This is a genomic window from Ensifer sp. Root127 (assembly GCF_001425225.1).
In the GTDB taxonomy this organism is placed as follows: Bacteria; Pseudomonadota; Alphaproteobacteria; order Rhizobiales; family Rhizobiaceae; genus Ensifer; species Ensifer canadensis.
Window position 1 is genome coordinate 127032 of sequence record NZ_LMDX01000052.1, and the last position, 17211, is coordinate 144242.

General features: G+C 63.0%; 19 protein-coding genes. 4 read left to right on the plus strand and 15 right to left on the minus strand.

Translation table 11 applies throughout. From position 1 onward, the window contains the following. Positions 1–147: 147 nt before the first annotated feature. The 9 genes from sucD to sdhC all read right to left on the minus strand — a co-directional run bounded on the left by sucD (position 148) and on the right by sdhC (position 9044). Positions 148–1050 (minus strand): succinate--CoA ligase subunit alpha, encoded by a 903-nt coding sequence (gene sucD, locus ASD03_RS33075; RefSeq protein WP_025425084.1) that lies wholly within the window; start codon positions 1048–1050, stop codon positions 148–150. A 17-nt stretch (positions 1051–1067) separates the two neighbouring features. Next, on the minus strand, positions 1068–2261 hold the full coding sequence (gene sucC / locus ASD03_RS33080) for an ADP-forming succinate--CoA ligase subunit beta (RefSeq protein WP_025425085.1): 1194 nt from the start codon (positions 2259–2261) through the stop codon (positions 1068–1070). Between the two features lie 110 nt (positions 2262–2371). Further along, complete coding sequence (gene mdh / locus ASD03_RS33085; RefSeq protein WP_025425086.1) at positions 2372–3337, minus strand: malate dehydrogenase; 966 nt, start codon at positions 3335–3337, stop codon at positions 2372–2374. 183 nt (positions 3338–3520) lie between these two features. Next, entirely contained in the window at positions 3521–4675 is a 1155-nt protein-coding gene (zapE, locus tag ASD03_RS33090; RefSeq protein ID WP_025425087.1) for a cell division protein ZapE, read from the minus strand. Between the two features lie 62 nt (positions 4676–4737). After that, positions 4738–5277 (minus strand): protease inhibitor Inh/omp19 family protein, encoded by a 540-nt coding sequence (locus ASD03_RS33095; RefSeq protein ID WP_025425088.1) that lies wholly within the window; start codon positions 5275–5277, stop codon positions 4738–4740. Positions 5278–5608: 331 nt separating this feature from the next. After that, positions 5609–6388 carry a succinate dehydrogenase iron-sulfur subunit gene (locus tag ASD03_RS33100; protein ID WP_025425089.1) on the minus strand — a complete coding sequence of 260 codons (780 nt, stop codon included), beginning with the start codon at positions 6386–6388 and terminating at the stop codon, positions 5609–5611. A gap of 18 nt (positions 6389–6406) precedes the next feature. Beyond that, positions 6407–8248, minus strand: a complete 1842-nt coding sequence (gene sdhA / locus ASD03_RS33105) for a succinate dehydrogenase flavoprotein subunit (protein WP_025425090.1) — start codon at positions 8246–8248, stop codon at positions 6407–6409. A gap of 7 nt (positions 8249–8255) precedes the next feature. Further along, complete coding sequence (gene sdhD / locus ASD03_RS33110) at positions 8256–8636, minus strand: succinate dehydrogenase, hydrophobic membrane anchor protein (RefSeq protein WP_025425091.1); 381 nt, start codon at positions 8634–8636, stop codon at positions 8256–8258. 12 nt (positions 8637–8648) lie between these two features. After that, positions 8649–9044: a succinate dehydrogenase, cytochrome b556 subunit gene (sdhC, locus tag ASD03_RS33115; RefSeq protein WP_025425092.1), complete on the minus strand. Its 396-nt coding sequence runs from the start codon at positions 9042–9044 to the stop codon at positions 8649–8651. Between the two features lie 306 nt (positions 9045–9350). Here sdhC and ASD03_RS33120 point away from each other — a divergent pair, with 306 nt between their 5' ends. Beyond that, positions 9351–10028: a hypothetical protein gene (locus tag ASD03_RS33120; protein ID WP_025425093.1), complete on the plus strand. Its 678-nt coding sequence runs from the start codon at positions 9351–9353 to the stop codon at positions 10026–10028. A gap of 42 nt (positions 10029–10070) precedes the next feature. Here ASD03_RS33120 and ASD03_RS33125 read toward each other — a convergent pair whose 3' ends face one another. The 6 genes from ASD03_RS33125 to tsaD all read right to left on the minus strand — a co-directional run bounded on the left by ASD03_RS33125 (position 10071) and on the right by tsaD (position 14142). Further along, positions 10071–10478, minus strand: coding sequence for a DUF1761 domain-containing protein (locus ASD03_RS33125; protein WP_025425094.1), 408 nt, complete (start codon positions 10476–10478; stop codon positions 10071–10073). Between the two features lie 60 nt (positions 10479–10538). After that, positions 10539–11210 (minus strand): methyltransferase, encoded by a 672-nt coding sequence (locus ASD03_RS33130; protein ID WP_025425095.1) that lies wholly within the window; start codon positions 11208–11210, stop codon positions 10539–10541. Positions 11211–11277: 67 nt separating this feature from the next. Then, on the minus strand, positions 11278–11709 hold the full coding sequence (locus ASD03_RS33135) for an EVE domain-containing protein (RefSeq protein WP_025425096.1): 432 nt from the start codon (positions 11707–11709) through the stop codon (positions 11278–11280). A 6-nt stretch (positions 11710–11715) separates the two neighbouring features. Then, complete coding sequence (locus ASD03_RS33140; RefSeq protein WP_025425097.1) at positions 11716–12009, minus strand: YciI-like protein; 294 nt, start codon at positions 12007–12009, stop codon at positions 11716–11718. A 17-nt stretch (positions 12010–12026) separates the two neighbouring features. After that, positions 12027–13016, minus strand: coding sequence for an NAD(P)H-dependent glycerol-3-phosphate dehydrogenase (locus tag ASD03_RS33145; protein WP_025425098.1), 990 nt, complete (start codon positions 13014–13016; stop codon positions 12027–12029). Positions 13017–13047: 31 nt separating this feature from the next. Beyond that, complete coding sequence (tsaD, locus tag ASD03_RS33150; RefSeq protein ID WP_025425099.1) at positions 13048–14142, minus strand: tRNA (adenosine(37)-N6)-threonylcarbamoyltransferase complex transferase subunit TsaD; 1095 nt, start codon at positions 14140–14142, stop codon at positions 13048–13050. A gap of 74 nt (positions 14143–14216) precedes the next feature. Here tsaD and hemC point away from each other — a divergent pair, with 74 nt between their 5' ends. The 3 genes from hemC (at position 14217) to ASD03_RS33165 (ending at position 17201) form a co-directional block, all read left to right on the plus strand. Next, complete coding sequence (gene hemC / locus ASD03_RS33155) at positions 14217–15146, plus strand: hydroxymethylbilane synthase (RefSeq protein WP_025425100.1); 930 nt, start codon at positions 14217–14219, stop codon at positions 15144–15146. Between the two features lie 3 nt (positions 15147–15149). After that, positions 15150–15860, plus strand: a complete 711-nt coding sequence (locus tag ASD03_RS33160) for a uroporphyrinogen-III synthase (RefSeq protein ID WP_025425101.1) — start codon at positions 15150–15152, stop codon at positions 15858–15860. 102 nt (positions 15861–15962) lie between these two features. Continuing rightward, positions 15963–17201: a COG4223 family protein gene (locus ASD03_RS33165; protein WP_025425102.1), complete on the plus strand. Its 1239-nt coding sequence runs from the start codon at positions 15963–15965 to the stop codon at positions 17199–17201. Positions 17202–17211 lie beyond the last annotated feature (10 nt).

The window sequence follows — 17211 nt, forward strand, 5'->3', positions numbered from 1 at the left end:
TCGATCAGGACGCGCGAAGGGCGCTGTAACACTTTCAACCTGCTGCATGATCTTGTCCTTAAATCGATGCCGACCGAAGGACTTGTGCAGGCAGTGCGGTCATCGGGGCCGGCTTTGATGGCCGGCCCCGATGACGCAATTCTGAGGTCAGCCCTTGAGGACTTCGACCAGCGTCTTGCCGAGGCGAGCCGGCGATGGCGACACGCGGATGCCTGCCGATTCCATCGCAGCGATCTTGGATTCCGCATCGCCCTTGCCGCCGGAAACGACGGCACCGGCGTGACCCATGGTGCGGCCCTTCGGCGCGGTACGGCCCGCGATGAAGCCGGCCATCGGCTTCTTGCGACCCTTGTTGGCCTCGTCGATGAGGAACTGCGCCGCATCCTCTTCGGCCGAGCCGCCGATTTCGCCGATCATGATGATCGAGGTCGTGGCCTCGTCGGCGAGGAACATCTCGAGCACGTCGATGAACTCGGTGCCCTTGACCGGGTCGCCGCCGATGCCGACGGCCGTCGTCTGGCCGAGGCCTTCGTTGGAGGTCTGGAACACGGCTTCATAGGTCAGCGTACCGGAGCGCGAGACGATGCCAACCGAACCCTTGCGGAAGATCGAGCCCGGCATGATGCCGATCTTGCATTCTTCCGGCGTCAGGATACCGGGGCAGTTCGGGCCGAGCAGGCGCGACTTGGAGCGGTCGAGACGAGCCTTGACGCGCACCATGTCGGCAACCGGGATGCCTTCGGTAATGCAGGTGATGAACGGGATTTCCGCATCGATCGCCTCGATGATCGCGTCCGCGGCGCCTGCCGGCGGAACATAGATCACGGATGCGTCCGCACCGGTCTTCTCACGGCCTTCGGCAACCGACGCGAAGATCGGCAGGGTTTCGCCCTTGGAACCGGTCCAGGTTTCGCCACCCTTCTTCGGGTGAATGCCGCCGACCATCTGCGTGCCATAGTAGGCAAGCGCCTGTTCGGTATGGAAGGTGCCGGTCTTGCCGGTCAGGCCCTGAACGAGGACCTTGGTGTTCTTGTTAACGAGAATCGACATGAGGTCTGGTCCTTCAGTTAGCCGTTGATCGCGGCAACGATCTTCTTGGCAGCGTCGTCCAGATCGTCGGCGGCGGTGATCGCCAGGCCGGATTCGTTCAGGATCTTCTTGCCAAGCTCGACATTGGTGCCTTCGAGACGCACGACCAGCGGAACCTTGAGGCCGACTTCCTGCACGGCCGCAACGACACCTTCAGCGATGACATCGCACTTCATGATGCCGCCGAAGATGTTGACGAGGATACCCTCGACCTTCGGGTCGGCCGTGATGATCTTGAAGGCTGCCGCGACCTTCTCCTTGCCGGCGCCGCCGCCGACGTCGCAGAAGTTCGCCGGCTCCTTGCCGTAGAGCTTGATGATGTCCATCGTCGCCATGGCAAGACCCGCGCCGTTGACCATGCAGCCGATGTTGCCGTCGAGCGCCACATAGGCGAGGTCCCACTTGGAGGCCTCGATTTCCTTGGCGTCTTCTTCGGTTTCGTCGCGCAGCGCCTTGATGTCGTCGTGGCGGAACAGGGCGTTGCCGTCGAACGAGACCTTGGCATCGAGAACGCGCACGCGGCCGTTCTTCATGACGATCAGCGGGTTGATCTCAAGCAGGCTCATGTCCTTCTCGACAAAGGCCTTGTAGAGGATCGGGAAGAGCTTTTCGGCGTCGGCCTTGGCTTCGCCTTCGAGCTTCAGGGCCGAGGTGAGCTTGGCGAGATCAGCGGCGGTGACGCCAGCTTCCGGATTGATCGCGACGTTGACGATCTTTTCCGGCGTGTCGTGCGCAACAGCCTCGATGTCCATGCCGCCTTCCGTCGAAACGACGAAGGCAACCTGGCCGACCGAGCGGTCAACGAGCAGCGAAAGATAGAGTTCGCGATCGATGTCGGCGCCGTCCTCGATGTAGAGGCGGTTCACCTGCTTGCCGGCAGGGCCGGTCTGCGCCGTGACGAGCGTATTGCCGAGCATGTCCTTGGCATGAGCCTTGGCTTCATCGATCGAGAAAGCAAGACGAACGCCGCCCTTGGCGTCGGCGGAGAGTTCCTTGAACTTGCCTTTGCCGCGACCGCCGGCATGGATCTGGCTCTTGACGACGTAGAGCGGGCCCGGGAGCTTCTTGGCAGCCGCTTCTGCTTCGTCGGCGGAGAAGATCGCGACACCTTCCGCGACCGGCGCGCCGTAGCTCTTCAGGAGAGCCTTGGCCTGATATTCATGAATGTTCATGGTGTTTTTCCTGTCTGGAGCATTTTGCAGGCGGGGGAAATACCCGCCCGCGAAAATGCGGCAAAAACAAAAGGTCGAGCGAATGCAGGCATCCGCTCAACGGGACGCGATTACTGCTTCAGGCTCGGCGCAATGCCGATGCAGGCTTCGCAAAGGCCGGCGACCGAAGCGACCGACTTGTCGAAAGCTTCCTTCTCGGCCTTGTTGAGGTCGATCTCGATGATGCGCTCGACGCCGCCGGCACCGATGACGGTGGGAACGCCGACATACATGTCCTTGACGCCGTACTGACCGGTCAGGTGTGCCGCGCAAGGCAGAACGCGCTTCTTGTCCTTGAGGTAGGCTTCAGCCATTTCGATCGCGGAGGCGGCCGGTGCGTAGTAGGCAGAGCCGGTCTTGAGCAGGCCGACGATTTCGGCGCCGCCGTCACGGGTGCGCTGGATGATTTCTTCGAGGCGTTCCTTGGTGACCCAGCCCATCTGGATGAGGTCGGTCAAAGGAATGCCGGCAACGGTCGAATAGCGGGCGAGCGGCACCATGGTGTCGCCGTGGCCGCCGAGAACGAAGGCGGTGACGTCCTGAACCGAAACGTTGAATTCCTGGGCGAGGAACAGGCGGAAGCGGGCGCTATCGAGAACGCCGGCCATGCCGACGACCTTGTTCTTCGGCAGGCCGGAGAACTTCTGCAGCGCCCAGACCATGGCGTCGAGCGGGTTGGTGATGCAGATCACGAAGGCGTTCGGGGCGTACTTCTTGATGCCCGCGCCAACCTGTTCCATGACCTTGAGGTTGATGCCGATCAGATCGTCGCGGCTCATGCCCGGCTTGCGGGCGACACCGGCGGTGACGATGCAGACATCGGCGCCTTCGATGGCGGAATAGTCGCTGGCACCCGTCAGGTTCACGTCGAAGCCTTCGACCGGGGAGGACTGGCCGATGTCGAGGCCCTTGCCCTGGGGGATGCCGTCGGCAATGTCGAAGAGGACGATGTCGCCCAGTTCCTTCAGGCCGGCGAGATGCGCCAGCGTGCCACCAATCATCCCTGAACCGATAAGTGCGATCTTGTTGCGCGCCATGAAAGTGCTTCCTTTGTGATCCCAAACTGATCGAGGCCTGAAACGCCGCAAACGCCAAACCTTCGCCGGAAGCCATTAAACGGCAATCGTTAAAATATCAATCGATACTTTTGGATGGAACAATTTCAATCGGTTAGATCATAAAATTCTTACGTAAACGTAAAAATTATCGTCATTCGCGCGTCACGAAACCGCAATATTTTCAGGATGTTCTGCCGCATATTCCGCGCTCTGCATCTCGATCAGCCGCGAAACGGTCCGGTCGAACTCGAAGCCTTCCGTGCCCTTCTTCAGCGTCAAAAGGTTCTGCGGTTCGGCAGCGGCCGAGGCAAAGAGGCGGGCGCCGTTGTCGTAGAGCGTGTCGACCAGCAGGATGAAGCGCTTGGTTTCGTTGCGCACATGCGGCCCGAGATGCGGCACGTGATCGACGAAGAGGGTGGAATAGCGCTCGAGGATCGCAAGATAGTCGGCAGCACCGAGCGGCTGCTGGCAAAGGTCGGTGAAGCTGAAACGGGCCGCCTTTCCGGCTGCTGCCGGCACCGGAATCTTGCGGCCCTTGCGCGGCACCTCGGCGGGCGCGACGGCGGCCCCTGCCGTTTGCCTGTTCCAGGCCTGCGCCATCGCCGCGTCGGCCTCGGGTCCGAGCGGTGAGATCCACACCGGGCTGCCGTCCGTCTTCATCAGGCGGTAGTCGGTATCGGTGTCGAGCGAGATGATCTCGGCATTCGCCTTCAGGAGATCGATGAACGGCAGGAAGAGCCCGCGATTGAGACCGTCGCGGTAGAGATTGTCAGGCGCCACATTGGAGGTTGCGATCAACACGCAGCCCTTGGCGAAGAGTTCGCTGAAAAGCCGGGCGAGGATCATCGCATCGGCAATGTCTGTCACCGTGAATTCGTCGAAGCAGAGGAGCCGCGCCTCGCCGAAGAGGTCGGAGGCAACCGGCGGAATGGGATCGGCCTGCTTCGTCTCGCCGTTCTTCAGCTTCTGGCGGTGCCTGTAGATCCGCTCATGCACGTCGGCCATGAACTCGTGAAAATGCGCCCGGCGCTTGCGCTGGATCGGCACCGCCTCGAAGAACATGTCCATCAGCATGGTCTTGCCGCGACCGACACCGCCATGGATGTAGAGCCCCTTGACCGGGGGATGATCCTTCTTGCGCGAGGCAAAGAGCCAGCCGAGCGCATTGGTCTTGCGCGATGGCCTGCTTGCCAGGAGCTCGGCCGAAAGATGATCGAATCGCCGGGCGATCGCGAACTGGGCCGGATCGCGTTTTCGCTCGCCGCTCTGAACGAGTGTTTCGAGCTTGCGGTAGATGCTGTCGTCAGGATTGAGCACGTCTCACCCGAGGTGGACCGGAAAACAAGAAGCCCGGCGATTAGCCGGGCTGGACCAGGTCATTAGCGGCTGAGGCTGACCGGCTGGCCGCCATTGGTGGAGCCGTCGAAGCGCGCATCGGCCGTCTTGTAAAGGCGAGCGATGGCGTTGCCGGTGCGGTCCTTGAGGACGACCTGCTTGCCGGCCACTTCCCAGGAACCCATAGCCGTCAGCTCGCCGGCGCAACCACGCGTGCCGCCGCGCGAACCGCTGCCGAGGTTGGTCAGCGTCAGGAACATGTCGCAGGAGCTGCCGGCGCTCGAAACGCGCCAGTTGCCGACCATCGATTCCTTGGTCACATCGAGCGCGTTGGTGGCTGCTGCTACCTGGGTACCAGGTTGAGCGGCACCGGCCATTGCCGTTCCCGCCGTCGGTGCAGCCGGGAATTGTGACGTGTTGCCGGTGGGATCAGGGAGTTGGTTCGACGAGACCGACGGTACGGGCTGGGCCTGGAGGGGAGCAGGTGAAGAATCCTGGGAGCTGAAGCCACCCATGGATGTCCGCTGGCATCCGGTCAGCGCAAGCACAACCGCCAGCCCCGCCGCCGCATGAATAACCCGCATATCTTTACTCCCGATGTGTTCCGCGAACCATGATGCAACGCGATAATATAGGCCGAAATACAGCAAATCCACCTGTCAAATCAAGGGACGACGATTCATGTCTACCTGTTGCAGGATTGAAACGTCTGCGCGAACGGGACAATGACGACTTCTGGCCCGGCAGCATGTTGCTTCAGGTGACCGAAATGACTGTCTTGCGCCGGCACAATCAACGATTGCCGGACGGACAAACAAGGCCGTTCGAGGAAGCTCCTTCACCCGGCGAAGAAAAAACGCAAACGGCGGGCACAGGGCCCGCCGCAACATGCGATAGCGCGTCGATTACCTCGGATCAGACCCGACGCTCGACCAGCATCTTCTTGATCTCGCCGATCGCCTTGGCCGGGTTGAGACCCTTCGGACAGGCCTGCGCGCAGTTCATGATCGTGTGGCAGCGATAGAGGCGGAACGGATCCTCGAGATTGTCGAGGCGCTCGCCGGTCGCTTCATCGCGGCTGTCGATCAGCCAGCGATAGGCCTGCAGCAGAACAGCCGGACCGAGGTAACGGTCGCCGTTCCACCAATAGCTCGGACAGGAGGTCGAGCAGCAGGCGCACAGGATACATTCGTAGAGGCCGTCGAGCTTCAGACGGTCCTCATGGCTCTGCTTCCATTCCTTGGCCGGCGTCGGCGTGACCGTCTTCAGCCAGGGCTCGATCGAGCGGTGCTGGGCATAGAAGTGGGTGAGATCCGGCACCAGGTCCTTGACCACGGGCATATGCGGCAGCGGATAGACCTTCACCGTGCCGTTGACCTCATCCATGCCCTTGGTGCAGGCAAGCGTGTTGGTGCCGTCGATGTTCATCGCGCAGGAGCCGCAGATGCCTTCGCGGCAGGAGCGGCGCAGCGTCAGTGTCGGATCGATCTTGTTCTTGATGTAGAGCAGACCGTCGAGCACCATCGGGCCGCAATCGTCGATATCGATATAGAAGGTATCGATGCGCGGATTGGCGCCGTCATCCGGGTTCCAGCGGTAGATGCGGTATTCGCGAACATTGGTCGCGCCTTCCGGCTTCGGCCAGACCTTGCCTTCGGTCATCTGCGAGTTCTTGGGGAGAGCGAGTTCAACCATGTGCCTAATTCCTCAAGATCAGTAGACGCGAGCCTTGGGCTCGATCTTTTTCGGATCGATGCCTTCGGCGATCAGGTCGGTATGAACAGGGCGATAGTCGAGCTTGACGTCGCCGGCCTCGTTGACCCAAGCGAGCGTGTGCTTGCGCCAGTTGACGTCGTCACGGCCGCCAAGCGCCCCGCCGGTATAGTCTTCGCGGGCGTGCGAGCCACGGCTCTCCTTGCGCGCTTCGGCGCCATAGATCGTGGTGATGGCGTTGGCCATCAGGTTCTGCAGTTCCAGCGTCTCGACGAGATCGGAGTTCCAGATCATCGACCGGTCCGTGACCTTGACGTCGGGCAGTTCCTTCCAGATCGCCGAGATGCGCTTGCAGCCCGATTCCAGCGATTCCTGCGTGCGGAACACGGCCGCATCTTCCTGCATGGCGCGCTGCATCTTTTCGCGCAGCACCGCCGTCGGCGTCGAGCCGTTGGCGAAACGCTGGGCGTCGAAGCGGGCCATGATCTTGTCGCAGGCGGCAACGTTGATCGCCGGGATCGCTTCGTTGCGGTCGATGACCTGGCCGGCGCGGATGGCGGCGGCGCGGCCGAAGACCACCAGGTCGATCAGCGAGTTGGAGCCGAGACGGTTGGCACCGTGCACCGAGGCGCAGCCGGCCTCGCCCACGGCCATCAGGCCGGGCGCGGTGCGCTCCGGGTTCTGGCTGTCGGCGTTCAAGACTTCGCCCCAGTAGTTGGTCGGCACGCCGCCCATGTTGTAATGCACGGTCGGCAGGACCGGGATCGGCTCGCGGGTCACATCGACGCCGGCGAAGATCTTTGCCGATTCCGAGATACCGGGCAGGCGTTCGTGCAGCACGGCCGGATCGAGATGGTCGAGATGCAGGAAGATGTGATCCTTGTTCTTGCCGACGCCGCGGCCTTCACGGATTTCCATCGTCATGCAGCGCGAAACGACGTCGCGCGAAGCAAGGTCCTTGGCCGACGGCGCATAGCGCTCCATGAAGCGCTCGCCTTCGGAGTTGACGAGATAGCCGCCTTCGCCGCGCGCACCCTCGGTGATCAGGCAGCCTGCGCCGTAGATGCCGGTCGGGTGGAACTGGACGAATTCCATGTCCTGCAGCGGCAGGCCGGCGCGTGCGATCATGCCGCCGCCGTCACCGGTGCAGGTATGAGCGGAGGTTGCCGAGAAGTAGGCGCGGCCGTAACCACCGGTCGCAAGCACCACCATCTTGGCGGAGAAGCGGTGGATGGTGCCGTCGTCGAGGTTCCAGGCGACGACGCCGGTGCAGCGGCCGTCGTCCGACATGATCAGGTCGAGCGCAAAATACTCGATGAAGAACTCGGCGTTGTTGCGCAGCGCCTGGCCATAGAGCGTGTGCAGGATGGCGTGACCGGTGCGGTCGGCGGCAGCGCAGGTGCGCTGCACCGGCGGGCCTTCGCCATAGTTCTGCATGTGGCCGCCGAACGGCCGCTGGTAGATCTTGCCTTCCTCGTTGCGCGAGAAGGGCACACCGTAGTGCTCGAGCTCATAGACCGCCTTCGGCGCTTCCATGGCGAGATACTGCATGGCGTCGACGTCGCCGAGCCAGTCGGAGCCCTTGACGGTGTCGTAGAGGTGCCACTGCCAGCTGTCCGGCGTCATGTTCTGCAGCGAGGCGGCGATGCCGCCCTGGGCGGCAACCGTGTGCGAGCGTGTCGGGAAGACCTTGGTGATGCAGGCCGTCTTCAGGCCCTGCTCCGCCATGCCCAGCGTGGCGCGCAGGCCGGCGCCGCCGGCGCCAACGACGACGACGTCGAAGGCGTGGTCGACATACTGGTAGGCCTTGCCGTTTGCAGCGGGTGAACTGTTCGATGCCATGACGAAATTACCCTGCAAAAGCGATCTTCAGGATGGCGAAAAGACAGAGCCCGCCAACCACGATCGCGAAAAATGTGTTGAGCATGAGAAGGGCGATCTTCGCGCCTTCACCGTGCACGTAATCCTCGATGATCACCTGCATGCCGAGCTTCATGTGGATCAGTCCCGAAAGCAGGACCAGGCCCATGACCACGGCGACGAAGGGGTTCGAAAGGGCCGAAACGACCTCCGCATGGGGAGCGCCGGCATAACGAACGAGGAAGATGACGAAGAAGATCAAGAGCGGAACGTTGGCGACTGCCGTGACGCGCTGGCGCCAGAAGTGGTCAGTGCCTTCCTTGGCGGAGCCGTAGCCGCGGACCTTGCTGAGAGGTGTGCGCATGTTCATGGTCCTGTCCCCTCAGTACCGCACGAGATAGCCGACCACCCAGATCAGCACGGTAAGCGCTACCGACCCGACGATCGTTGCCTTGGCCAGCTTGGTGGCGAAGTGCTTCTCGTAGCCGTAGCCGAGGTCCCACATGAAGTGGCGCAGGCCGCCGAGCATATGGTGCACCAGCGCCCAAGTGTAGCCGAAGAGCACCAGCTTGCCGAGAAGCGTGCCGAACAGCCAGCTGACCCAGTCGTAGTACGCTTCGCCGGACGCGGCGGCGATCAGCCACCAGGCAACGAGGATGGTGCCGAAGTAGAGCGCGCCGCCGGTAATGCGGTGCACAATGGACATCACCATTGTCGGGATAGGCTTATAGATTTGAAGATGCGGCGACAGCGGCCGGCTTCTTGTGACATCCGTCATCGGAACCTCACGGAAATGCCCGGATTCACGCCCAAAAAGTGGACGATTTTAGTCCGGTATCGCACCTGATTGTGCGCAATTCAGTCCTTCGGACCTTTAATCACCATATTGCTTAACGACAAGTGTGTTTGCAGTGCAAAATCAATTTAATCGATTAGACGAAAAGCGGCATTTTCAGGTCCGACCGAGACGTGGCGCCCAGTTAACGATACGGGCGAAAACCATAACCAAATCCGTGACTTTCCAGCGGAATTGCCCCAGAGTGCGGTTAACGATTTGTTAAGCGTTTTGCGGAGGACGGACAGAATGACTCTGTTGCGGGCATTCCATGCGACCAAAGTTCTAGCACTTGCGGGCCTGCTTGTCGCGACTGCCTGCCTGCCGGTGCGGGCGGGAGACTGGGGCGGGCCACGGGAAGTGCAGACGCGCACCCGACACATCAGGCTGTATTCGCATCGTTCCTTCAGTCGCCACGAGTTCGACCGCATGGGCTACGGCACAACGTACAGCCGCAATCGCCTGCCACGCAACCAGTGGGCCGCCGAGAACGGACCGCCAGAAGTCGAGACCCGGACCCGGCATATCCGCTTTCCCCGGTATCGTCCTTACGACAGGCAATATAGCGAACGCCTGCGCTATCGCGACGGCTGGGGGCGGGACCAGGCAGTGCGTAACATCTGGACATCAGGCGACCGCTATGATCATCGCCCGGATAGCTACGGCGGTGAACGGCTTGATATCTACGGCGGCGATGGCTTCCCGGACACGATCGGTAGCATCGGCACCTATGCCGGCGGCATTTCGGCCTATAGGGATCCCGGCAACGGCATCTACTTCAGCCAGGAGGGCAACTACAGCTACTATGACGACGGCCAGTTTACGCCGCCGCCGCAGGTGAAGCGCGCAAAGATCATCGTGATGTCGCCGAAAACGTTCAATCGCGCCTGCGCCTGGGAGCACGGCGTCTGCGTGATCCGGCGATAGCGGTGACGGCTCCCACCGAGGAGCCACCGGGCCTGCGCGCGGTCACACGCCCATGGCGCCGATGATGGCGCCCATCGCCGACAGCACCAGCAGCCAGTGCACGCCGTCGATCAGCGACAGGCTCCAGCCGAATCCCTGGTAGCGGTGATTGACGACCATGCTGGTTGCGACGAAACCGAGCCACAGGAAGAACGCGGAGACAATGCCGTTAAAAGCGGTGACCTGGGCCGGGCCGAGATGGCCGACGACACCGGCGACCATCGTCGCCATCACTAGTTCTGAGACAAAGGAAATCGCGAAAAGAACCGGCGACATCTGCGCCGTCGCGGGGTCGATGCGCGCCGCCTTCATCCAGGGTTTGCCGAGAACGCCGTAATAGCCGGCGCCAATGACGAAGGCCGCAATGGCGGCAATCAGCACCGCCAGATAGTTCATGCCCGCAAAAGCCATCTTCGTTCCCCTCATCCCCTTATCGTTTTTAGGAAGTTGGAAGCGAATGCGTTGCCGCTGTCAATCGGGCACGGAAGGAGCCGTTGATGCGCCGAACTGCCAGACCGTCGTGCGCTTGACCTCGCTGTCTTCAAGCGCCCTTGTGACCGGCACTTCGTAGGTCGCCAGCGCCGTCATCCTGTCGCGCGGACAATAGGAGCGGCCGGGATCGCCGACGATGACGGTCGCGCCGCCGGAGCTGAGCGCCGTAAACCAGGGCAGCAGGCGCTCGGCAAAGGACTTGTCGTAGAAGACGTCGCCGGCAAGGCAGAGGTCGGCGGCCAGATCGCGGCCGGTAATATCCTCTGCGGTGTAGGCAATATCGACGCCGTTCAGTTCGGCATTGAGCCGCACCGCCGTCTCGGCCCAGGGATCGATATCGGCCGCAAGAACAGAAGCCGCCCCCGCCTTCATCGCGGCGATGGCGACCAGCCCGGAGCCCGAGGCAAAGTCGACGACGCGTCGGCCGCGAACGACCTCCGGATGATCGATGATATAACGCGCGAGCCCCTGCCCGCCGGCCCAGGCAAAGGCCCAGAACGGCGGCGGCAGACCGATTTCCTCCAGCTCCTCCTCGGTTTTCAGCCAGAGCTCATGCGCTTCCGTCGCCAGATGCAGCCGGATTTCTGGCACATGCGGCGGCGACAGAACGTCGGTGTTGGCGCGGATGAAGCTTTCGGGATCGGTCTTCAAGAAACACTCCGAGCGTGATCCGAAATGCGGGAGCCGGTTTTCGGATAAATCACGCGGAAAAACAAAGCTACCGTGGCGGACTGTCGAACCCGGCCATGCGGCAGACCTCGATCCATTCGTCCTCGGTGACCGGCTGGACTGAAAGGCGCATGCTGGTGACCAGCGCCATGTTGGCGAGCTTGGGGTTATCCTTGATCTCCTTCAGCGTCACCGGGCGCGGCACGTCGCGAACAGCGCGAATGTCGACGCAGTCCCAGCGGGCATCGCCCTCGGCGGTCGAATCCGGATGCGAAAGCGCGCAGACCTCGGTGATGCCGACGATTTCAAGCCCTTCGTTCGAGTGGTAGAAGAAGCCCTTGTCGCCGATCTGCATCGCCCGCATGTTGTTGCGTGCGAGGTAGTTGCGCACGCCGGTCCATTCGGTGCCCTTCGCGCCGGCATCCTTCTGCATCTGCCAGGACCACTTGAAGGGCTCGGATTTGTAAAGCCAGAATGCCATCGCGCCTCAAGCCTCCGGGTTGTTGAAGACCCAGTTGAAGGCCTTGATTTCGACGTTGGAGAACAGGCCGGCCTTGGCGTAGGGATCGGCTTCGGCGATGGCGCGCGCATCGTCGATCGTCTCGGTCTTGACGATCACCAGGCTTCCGGTCGGCTTGCCGTCGTCGCCGAGGAAGGGGCCGGCCATCTTCAGAATGCCCTTGGCATTGAGGTCGTTGAGATAGGCGACGTGATCCGGACGCGTGTCCAGCCGAAGCTGCAGCGCGCCTGATTTGTCGGTGCATTGAAGTGCGAAGAGCATGCTTCCTCCTGACGAAGTCATTCCTGGGTGATCGGACGGGACATCAATTGTTCAAGGGCGGTGCGCACATCGAGCTTGCCGTCGATGATGGCGGCGACCGCCTCGGTGATCGGCATCTCGACGCCAAGATCGCGGGCGACGCGGGCGGCGACCGAGGCTGCAAAGGCCCCCTCGACGAGTTCGCCCTGGCGTCCGCTGCCGCGGCCATCCTTGCCGAGCGCAATGCCGAAGCGCAGGTTGCGCGACTGGTGGCTGGTTGCCGTCAGCACGAGATCGCCGAGCCCCGAGAGGCCGCGAACGGTATCGGCATCCCCGCCTTCGGCGACGACGAAGCGGGACATCTCCGCAAGGCCGCGCGAGATCAACGCCGCCCGGGCGCTGTCGCCCAAACCTGCGCCTTCGACGATGCCGCAAGCGATGGCAAGCACATTCTTCAGCGCGCCGCCAAGTTGCACGCCGATGCGGTCTTCTGAAGGGTAGAGACGGAAGGTCGGGCCTGACAGAGCCTCCGCAAGCAGCGTCGCCGTGTCGTTGTCGGCGGCAGCAACCACCATCGCCGTCGGCAGCCCCTTGGCGATGTCAGCTGCAAAGCCGGGGCCGGAGAGCACGCCGATGCCGTGGCCCGGCAATTCTTCCGCCAGCACGTCGGTCAAAAGCCGCCCCGTTGCCTGCTCCATGCCCTTAGCGCAGGTGACGATCGTCGCCGCGGCATTGATCGACGGACCGTATTGCCGCGCCGCATCGCGGTGTGCCTGCGATGGCATGACGAACAGCACGATCTCAGCGTCGCCAAGCACCGCAGCATCCGCGCTGTGCTTGAGCCCTGCCGGCAGGTCGATGCCCGGGAGCGACGGCTCGTTGCGGCCGGTCAGCCGGCATTCATCCGCGGTTTCCTCGCGCCGGGCGAGAAGGGTCACATCGCTGCCGTTAGCGGATGCGGCGACGGCCGCAAGCGCCGTGCCGAAGGCACCCGCTCCGACCACCACGATCTTCGGGTTGGTGTTCATATCCTGTCCATCATGCCCTGGCTGCTTTCCGTCATGCCTTGGCGCCGCGCTTGCCCGAACCAAGCAAGGTCTGCGCCTTTTGGTCGAGCGGCCAGCGCGAGCGCGGCGCGACATCGAGACCATCCGCCGGCAAACCGGCGGCAAACCGTTCGGCACCCGCCCAGGCGATCATCGCGGCATTGTCGGTACAAAGCGCAAGCGGCGGCGCGATGAAATCGAAGCCGTTCTTGTTGCAGAGTTCCTGGAGCGTTGTCCTGAGCACCTGGTTGGCGGCAACGCCGCCGGCAACGACCAGCGCCGGCCTTTCCACGGACGCGTGATCCGTCTTGAACCGCTTCAACCCGCGCCCGATCCGATCCTTGAGCGTGCGCGAGATCGCGCGCTGGAAGGAGGCGCAGATGTCGGCAATATCCTGGTCCGTCACCGGCTCCAGCGACTGCGCCGCCTGGCGCACCGCCGTCTTCAGCCCGGAGAATGAGAAATCGAGCCGGGCATCGCCGACCAACGGGCGCGGAAAATCGAAACGCTCGCCATTGCCATTGCGGGCGGCACGCTCGACGGCCGGCCCCCCGGGATAGGGAAGACCGAGCAGCTTGGCCGTCTTGTCGAAGGCCTCGCCGAGCGCATCGTCGATCGTCGTGCCCCAGCGCTCGTAGTCGCCGACGCCCTTGACCAGGATCAGCTGCGTGTGGCCGCCGGAAACGAGCAGCATCAGATAGGGAAAACTCAGACCATCGGTGAGCCGCGCGGTCAGCGCGTGACCTTCCAGGTGATTGACGGCATAGAGCGGCTTGCCGGTTGCCCGCGCGATCGCCTTGCCCGTCATCAGTCCGACGATGAGGCCGCCAATCAGACCGGGACCACTTGTCGCAGCAATCGCATCGATGTCGTTGAGCGTCACGCCGGCCCGCAGCAGCGCCTCCTCGATCAGGGTGTCGAGCGCTTCGACATGGGCGCGCGCGGCAATCTCCGGAACCACGCCGCCATAGGCGCTATGCTCTTCCAGCTGGCTCAGGACGACGTCGCCGAGGATGCTTCCCCTGCCGTTTTCGTCGCGCAGCACGACGGAAGCCGCGGTTTCGTCGCAGCTTGTTTCTATGCCGAGGATGCGCATGGGCGGAGACATCAGGAACTACTCAAAGATTGCGGTCGCACCGAAAGGTGGGTACACGGAACTCCGGTAACAATGGATAGCCTTTGATGCAAACAAAACCTTTCCGGATCGGCACGCGTGGCAGCCCACTGGCGCTCGCTCAAGCCCATGAAACGCGCGATCGCCTCGCGGCCGTGCATGGTCTGTCGCCGGAAATGTTCGAGGTTGTCATCCTTTCCACCAAGGGCGACCGCATCACCGATCGGTCGCTGGCCGAGATCGGCGGCAAGGGCCTGTTCACCGAGGAAATCGAGCAGCAGCTCCTGTCGGGCGAACTCGATTTCGCCGTGCATTCCTCGAAGGACATGCCGACCAAGCTTCCAGATGGCCTGTTTCTTTCCGCCTTCCTGCCGCGCGAGGACATTCGCGACGCCTTCATCGGCCGCACCGCACCCAGGCTCCTGGAATTGCCCGAAGGCGCGACTGTCGGCTCGTCGTCGCTGCGCCGGCAGGCGCTGATCCGGAGGCTCAGGCCCGACATCAACGTCATCACCTATCGCGGCCAGGTCGAGACGCGGCTGCGCAAGCTCGCCGAAGGCCAGGTCGATGCGACGCTGCTTGCCTATGCCGGCCTGAAGCGGCTCGGCATGGCCGACGTGCCGACAGAACTGCTCGACCCGGAAGAGTTTCCGCCGGCACCGGCGCAGGGCGCGATTTGTATCGAGAGCAGGATCGGCGACAAACGCGTCAACGACCTGCTCGCCGCCATCGACGATAGCAGAACCCATGAGGCGGTCGCCTGCGAACGCGGCTTCCTTGCGACGCTCGACGGCTCCTGTCGAACGCCTATCGCCGGCCTGGCGGTCTCGGACGGCACGCATCTGCGTTTTTCCGGCATGATCCTGACGCCGGATGGCAGCACCCATCACCGCATCACGGTCGAAGGCAAGGCTGCCGATGCCGAAGCCCTCGGGCAAAAGGCCGGCGAAGATATCCGCGCGCAGGCGGGACCGGGCTTCTTCTCGAGCTGGACTTGAGCCATGCGGCTGCTCGTGACCCGGCCGCAGCCCGCCGCCGAGGCTACGGCCCGCCGTCTGGAAGTCATGGGTCATCAGCCGCTGCTGTTGCCGCTGGCGCGGGCGGAACATTTGCCAGAGGCGGCACGGAAAGCACTCGAAAGACCACATGCCGCAGTCGCGCTGACCAGTGCCGAAGCCGTACGGGCGTTGGGCGAACTTGGCGCCGATCTGGAGCCCTATAAAGCGGAACCCTGCTTCTGCGTCGGCGAAGCGACGGCCCGGGCGGCGCGCGATCTCGGCTTTACCTCGCTCCACACGGGAGAGGGAACCGGCAGGAGCCTTGCCGAAACGATCGCCGCCACGCTTTCTGCATCGCGGGCGCCCCTCCTCTATCTCGCAGGTTCCCCCCGCTCCGACGGACTTGAAGCCACGCTACGGCAGCTTCGCATCGAGCATGTCACGGTCGAATGCTACCGGATGCAGCCGATCGCCCATCCGCCCGACATATTGGCGCGCCTGATATCGGCCGGCCGGCCGGACGCGGTGCTGCTCTATTCCCACGACACCGCGCGACGCTTCGCCGCGCTGCTTGTCGAAGCCGGCCTCAAGACCGCCGCTTTCTCTCCGCGCTATCTCTGCCTCAGCGCCGCCGTTGCCGGAGCGCTCCCGGATGGAGCCTCAGTCGAGGTCGCAGCAAGACCAGACGAAGAAAGCCTTTTCAGCCTTCTCTAATGCTATTTCGATCAAAAACGGAAGCAAGGGGGCTTTCCCTCACCGGCCAGCCTGACTAGGTTTGTTGCAAGAACCGACAGGCAACAACGGTAAGAGGTCACCATGGTATCGGAAAACCCGCCGCGCCGCTCGAAAGCCGAGAAAGAGCCGCTGACGATCGACCTTGAAGCGGAAAAGACCGTGACGGAAAATGCCGAAACGACGGCAAACCCCGCGGCAACCGCCGATGAACCGACCGAAATCCCCGAAGCCGATGGCGCAGCGGAAGCCCGCGTCGAAGAGGAAATCGAGGAGCAGCGCGCCGATGCGGCAGCCGCCGCCTTCAACGAGGAGCCGCCGCATTTAAGCCGTGAGCCTGAAGCAAGCCCCGTACAAAAGCCGCCGTCCAATTCCGGTTCACTGGCAGCCGGGATCCTCGGCGGCCTGGTGACGCTGCTCGGCTTCGGCGTGCTGCAATATGCCGGCTATGTGCCGGGGCTCGGCCCCGACCGCGGCACGTCTTCCACAGAGCTGACGCTTTCGAGCGAGATCCAGGCCCTGCGCGATCAGGTGGCCGGCATACAGGCGCCAACCACAACCGTCGACATTGCACCGCTCGAGAACCGCCTCGCCGCATTGGAACAGACGGCAGCACAACCGGGCGCCGGCGGAGTGGCGACCGGCGAGATGACGGCACTCAAGGCCGAAGTGACGAACCTCACCAAGGAGATCGCCGCGCTGAAATCAGGCCTTGCCGAAGCGCAGCAATCGGCAACGACGGCCAGAGCCGAACTGGCAAGCCGCATCGATTCCGCCGAACAGAAACTCAACGAACCCGCCAACGATATCCAGGTTGCCAAGGCCGTCGCCGTCACCGCGCTTAAGACCGCGATCGATCGTGGCGGGCCGTTCCTGGCTGAACTCGATGCGCTTCGCAGCATCGCCCCTGATGAAACGGCCGTCACCGCCCTCGCTCAGGATGCGACGACGGGCGTGGCAACGCGCGCCGACCTTCGCCGGGATTTTGCAACCACATCCAATACCATGCTCGACGCGCTTAATCAGCCGGACCCGAACGAGGGCATCTTCGATCGCCTCGTCTCCAGCGCCATGTCGGGCATTCGCGTGCGTCCCGTCGGCAGCGTCGAAGGCGACACGCCGGAGGCCGTCGTCGCCCGCATCGAGGACAAGCTCAACAACGGCGATCTTAAGGGCGCGGCATTGGAATGGGACGGTCTTCCGGCTGCGGCCAAGACCGCCGGTGAACCGTTCAAGGTCAAGCTTGACCAGCGTCTCCGGGTCGAAGGCATCATCGATGCGGCGGTCGCGGCAACGATGAACAAGTCCACCACCCAGGGCTGAGGAAGACAGA

Bases quoted from the DNA above. Each gene is read 5' to 3' on its own strand.
- sucC (WP_025425085.1), bottom strand. From the start codon at position 2,261: ATGAACATTCATGAATATCAGGCCAAGGCTCTCCTGAAGAGCTACGGC.
- ASD03_RS33120 (WP_025425093.1), top strand. From the start codon at position 9,351: ATGACTCTGTTGCGGGCATTCCATGCGACCAAAGTTCTAGCACTTGCG.
- tsaD (WP_025425099.1), bottom strand. From the start codon at position 14,142: ATGTCTCCGCCCATGCGCATCCTCGGCATAGAAACAAGCTGCGACGAA.
- hemC (WP_025425100.1), top strand. From the start codon at position 14,217: ATGCAAACAAAACCTTTCCGGATCGGCACGCGTGGCAGCCCACTGGCG.
- mdh (WP_025425086.1), bottom strand. From the start codon at position 3,337: ATGGCGCGCAACAAGATCGCACTTATCGGTTCAGGGATGATTGGTGGC.
- ASD03_RS33125 (WP_025425094.1), bottom strand. From the start codon at position 10,478: ATGGCTTTTGCGGGCATGAACTATCTGGCGGTGCTGATTGCCGCCATT.
- ASD03_RS33160 (WP_025425101.1), top strand. From the start codon at position 15,150: ATGCGGCTGCTCGTGACCCGGCCGCAGCCCGCCGCCGAGGCTACGGCC.
- sdhD (WP_025425091.1), bottom strand. From the start codon at position 8,636: ATGAACATGCGCACACCTCTCAGCAAGGTCCGCGGCTACGGCTCCGCC.
- ASD03_RS33165 (WP_025425102.1), top strand. From the start codon at position 15,963: ATGGTATCGGAAAACCCGCCGCGCCGCTCGAAAGCCGAGAAAGAGCCG.
- ASD03_RS33140 (WP_025425097.1), bottom strand. From the start codon at position 12,009: ATGCTCTTCGCACTTCAATGCACCGACAAATCAGGCGCGCTGCAGCTT.
- sdhA (WP_025425090.1), bottom strand. From the start codon at position 8,248: ATGGCATCGAACAGTTCACCCGCTGCAAACGGCAAGGCCTACCAGTAT.
- ASD03_RS33145 (WP_025425098.1), bottom strand. From the start codon at position 13,016: ATGAACACCAACCCGAAGATCGTGGTGGTCGGAGCGGGTGCCTTCGGC.
- ASD03_RS33135 (WP_025425096.1), bottom strand. From the start codon at position 11,709: ATGGCATTCTGGCTTTACAAATCCGAGCCCTTCAAGTGGTCCTGGCAG.
- ASD03_RS33095 (WP_025425088.1), bottom strand. From the start codon at position 5,277: ATGCGGGTTATTCATGCGGCGGCGGGGCTGGCGGTTGTGCTTGCGCTG.
- sucD (WP_025425084.1), bottom strand. From the start codon at position 1,050: ATGTCGATTCTCGTTAACAAGAACACCAAGGTCCTCGTTCAGGGCCTG.
- sdhC (WP_025425092.1), bottom strand. From the start codon at position 9,044: ATGACGGATGTCACAAGAAGCCGGCCGCTGTCGCCGCATCTTCAAATC.
- ASD03_RS33100 (WP_025425089.1), bottom strand. From the start codon at position 6,388: ATGGTTGAACTCGCTCTCCCCAAGAACTCGCAGATGACCGAAGGCAAG.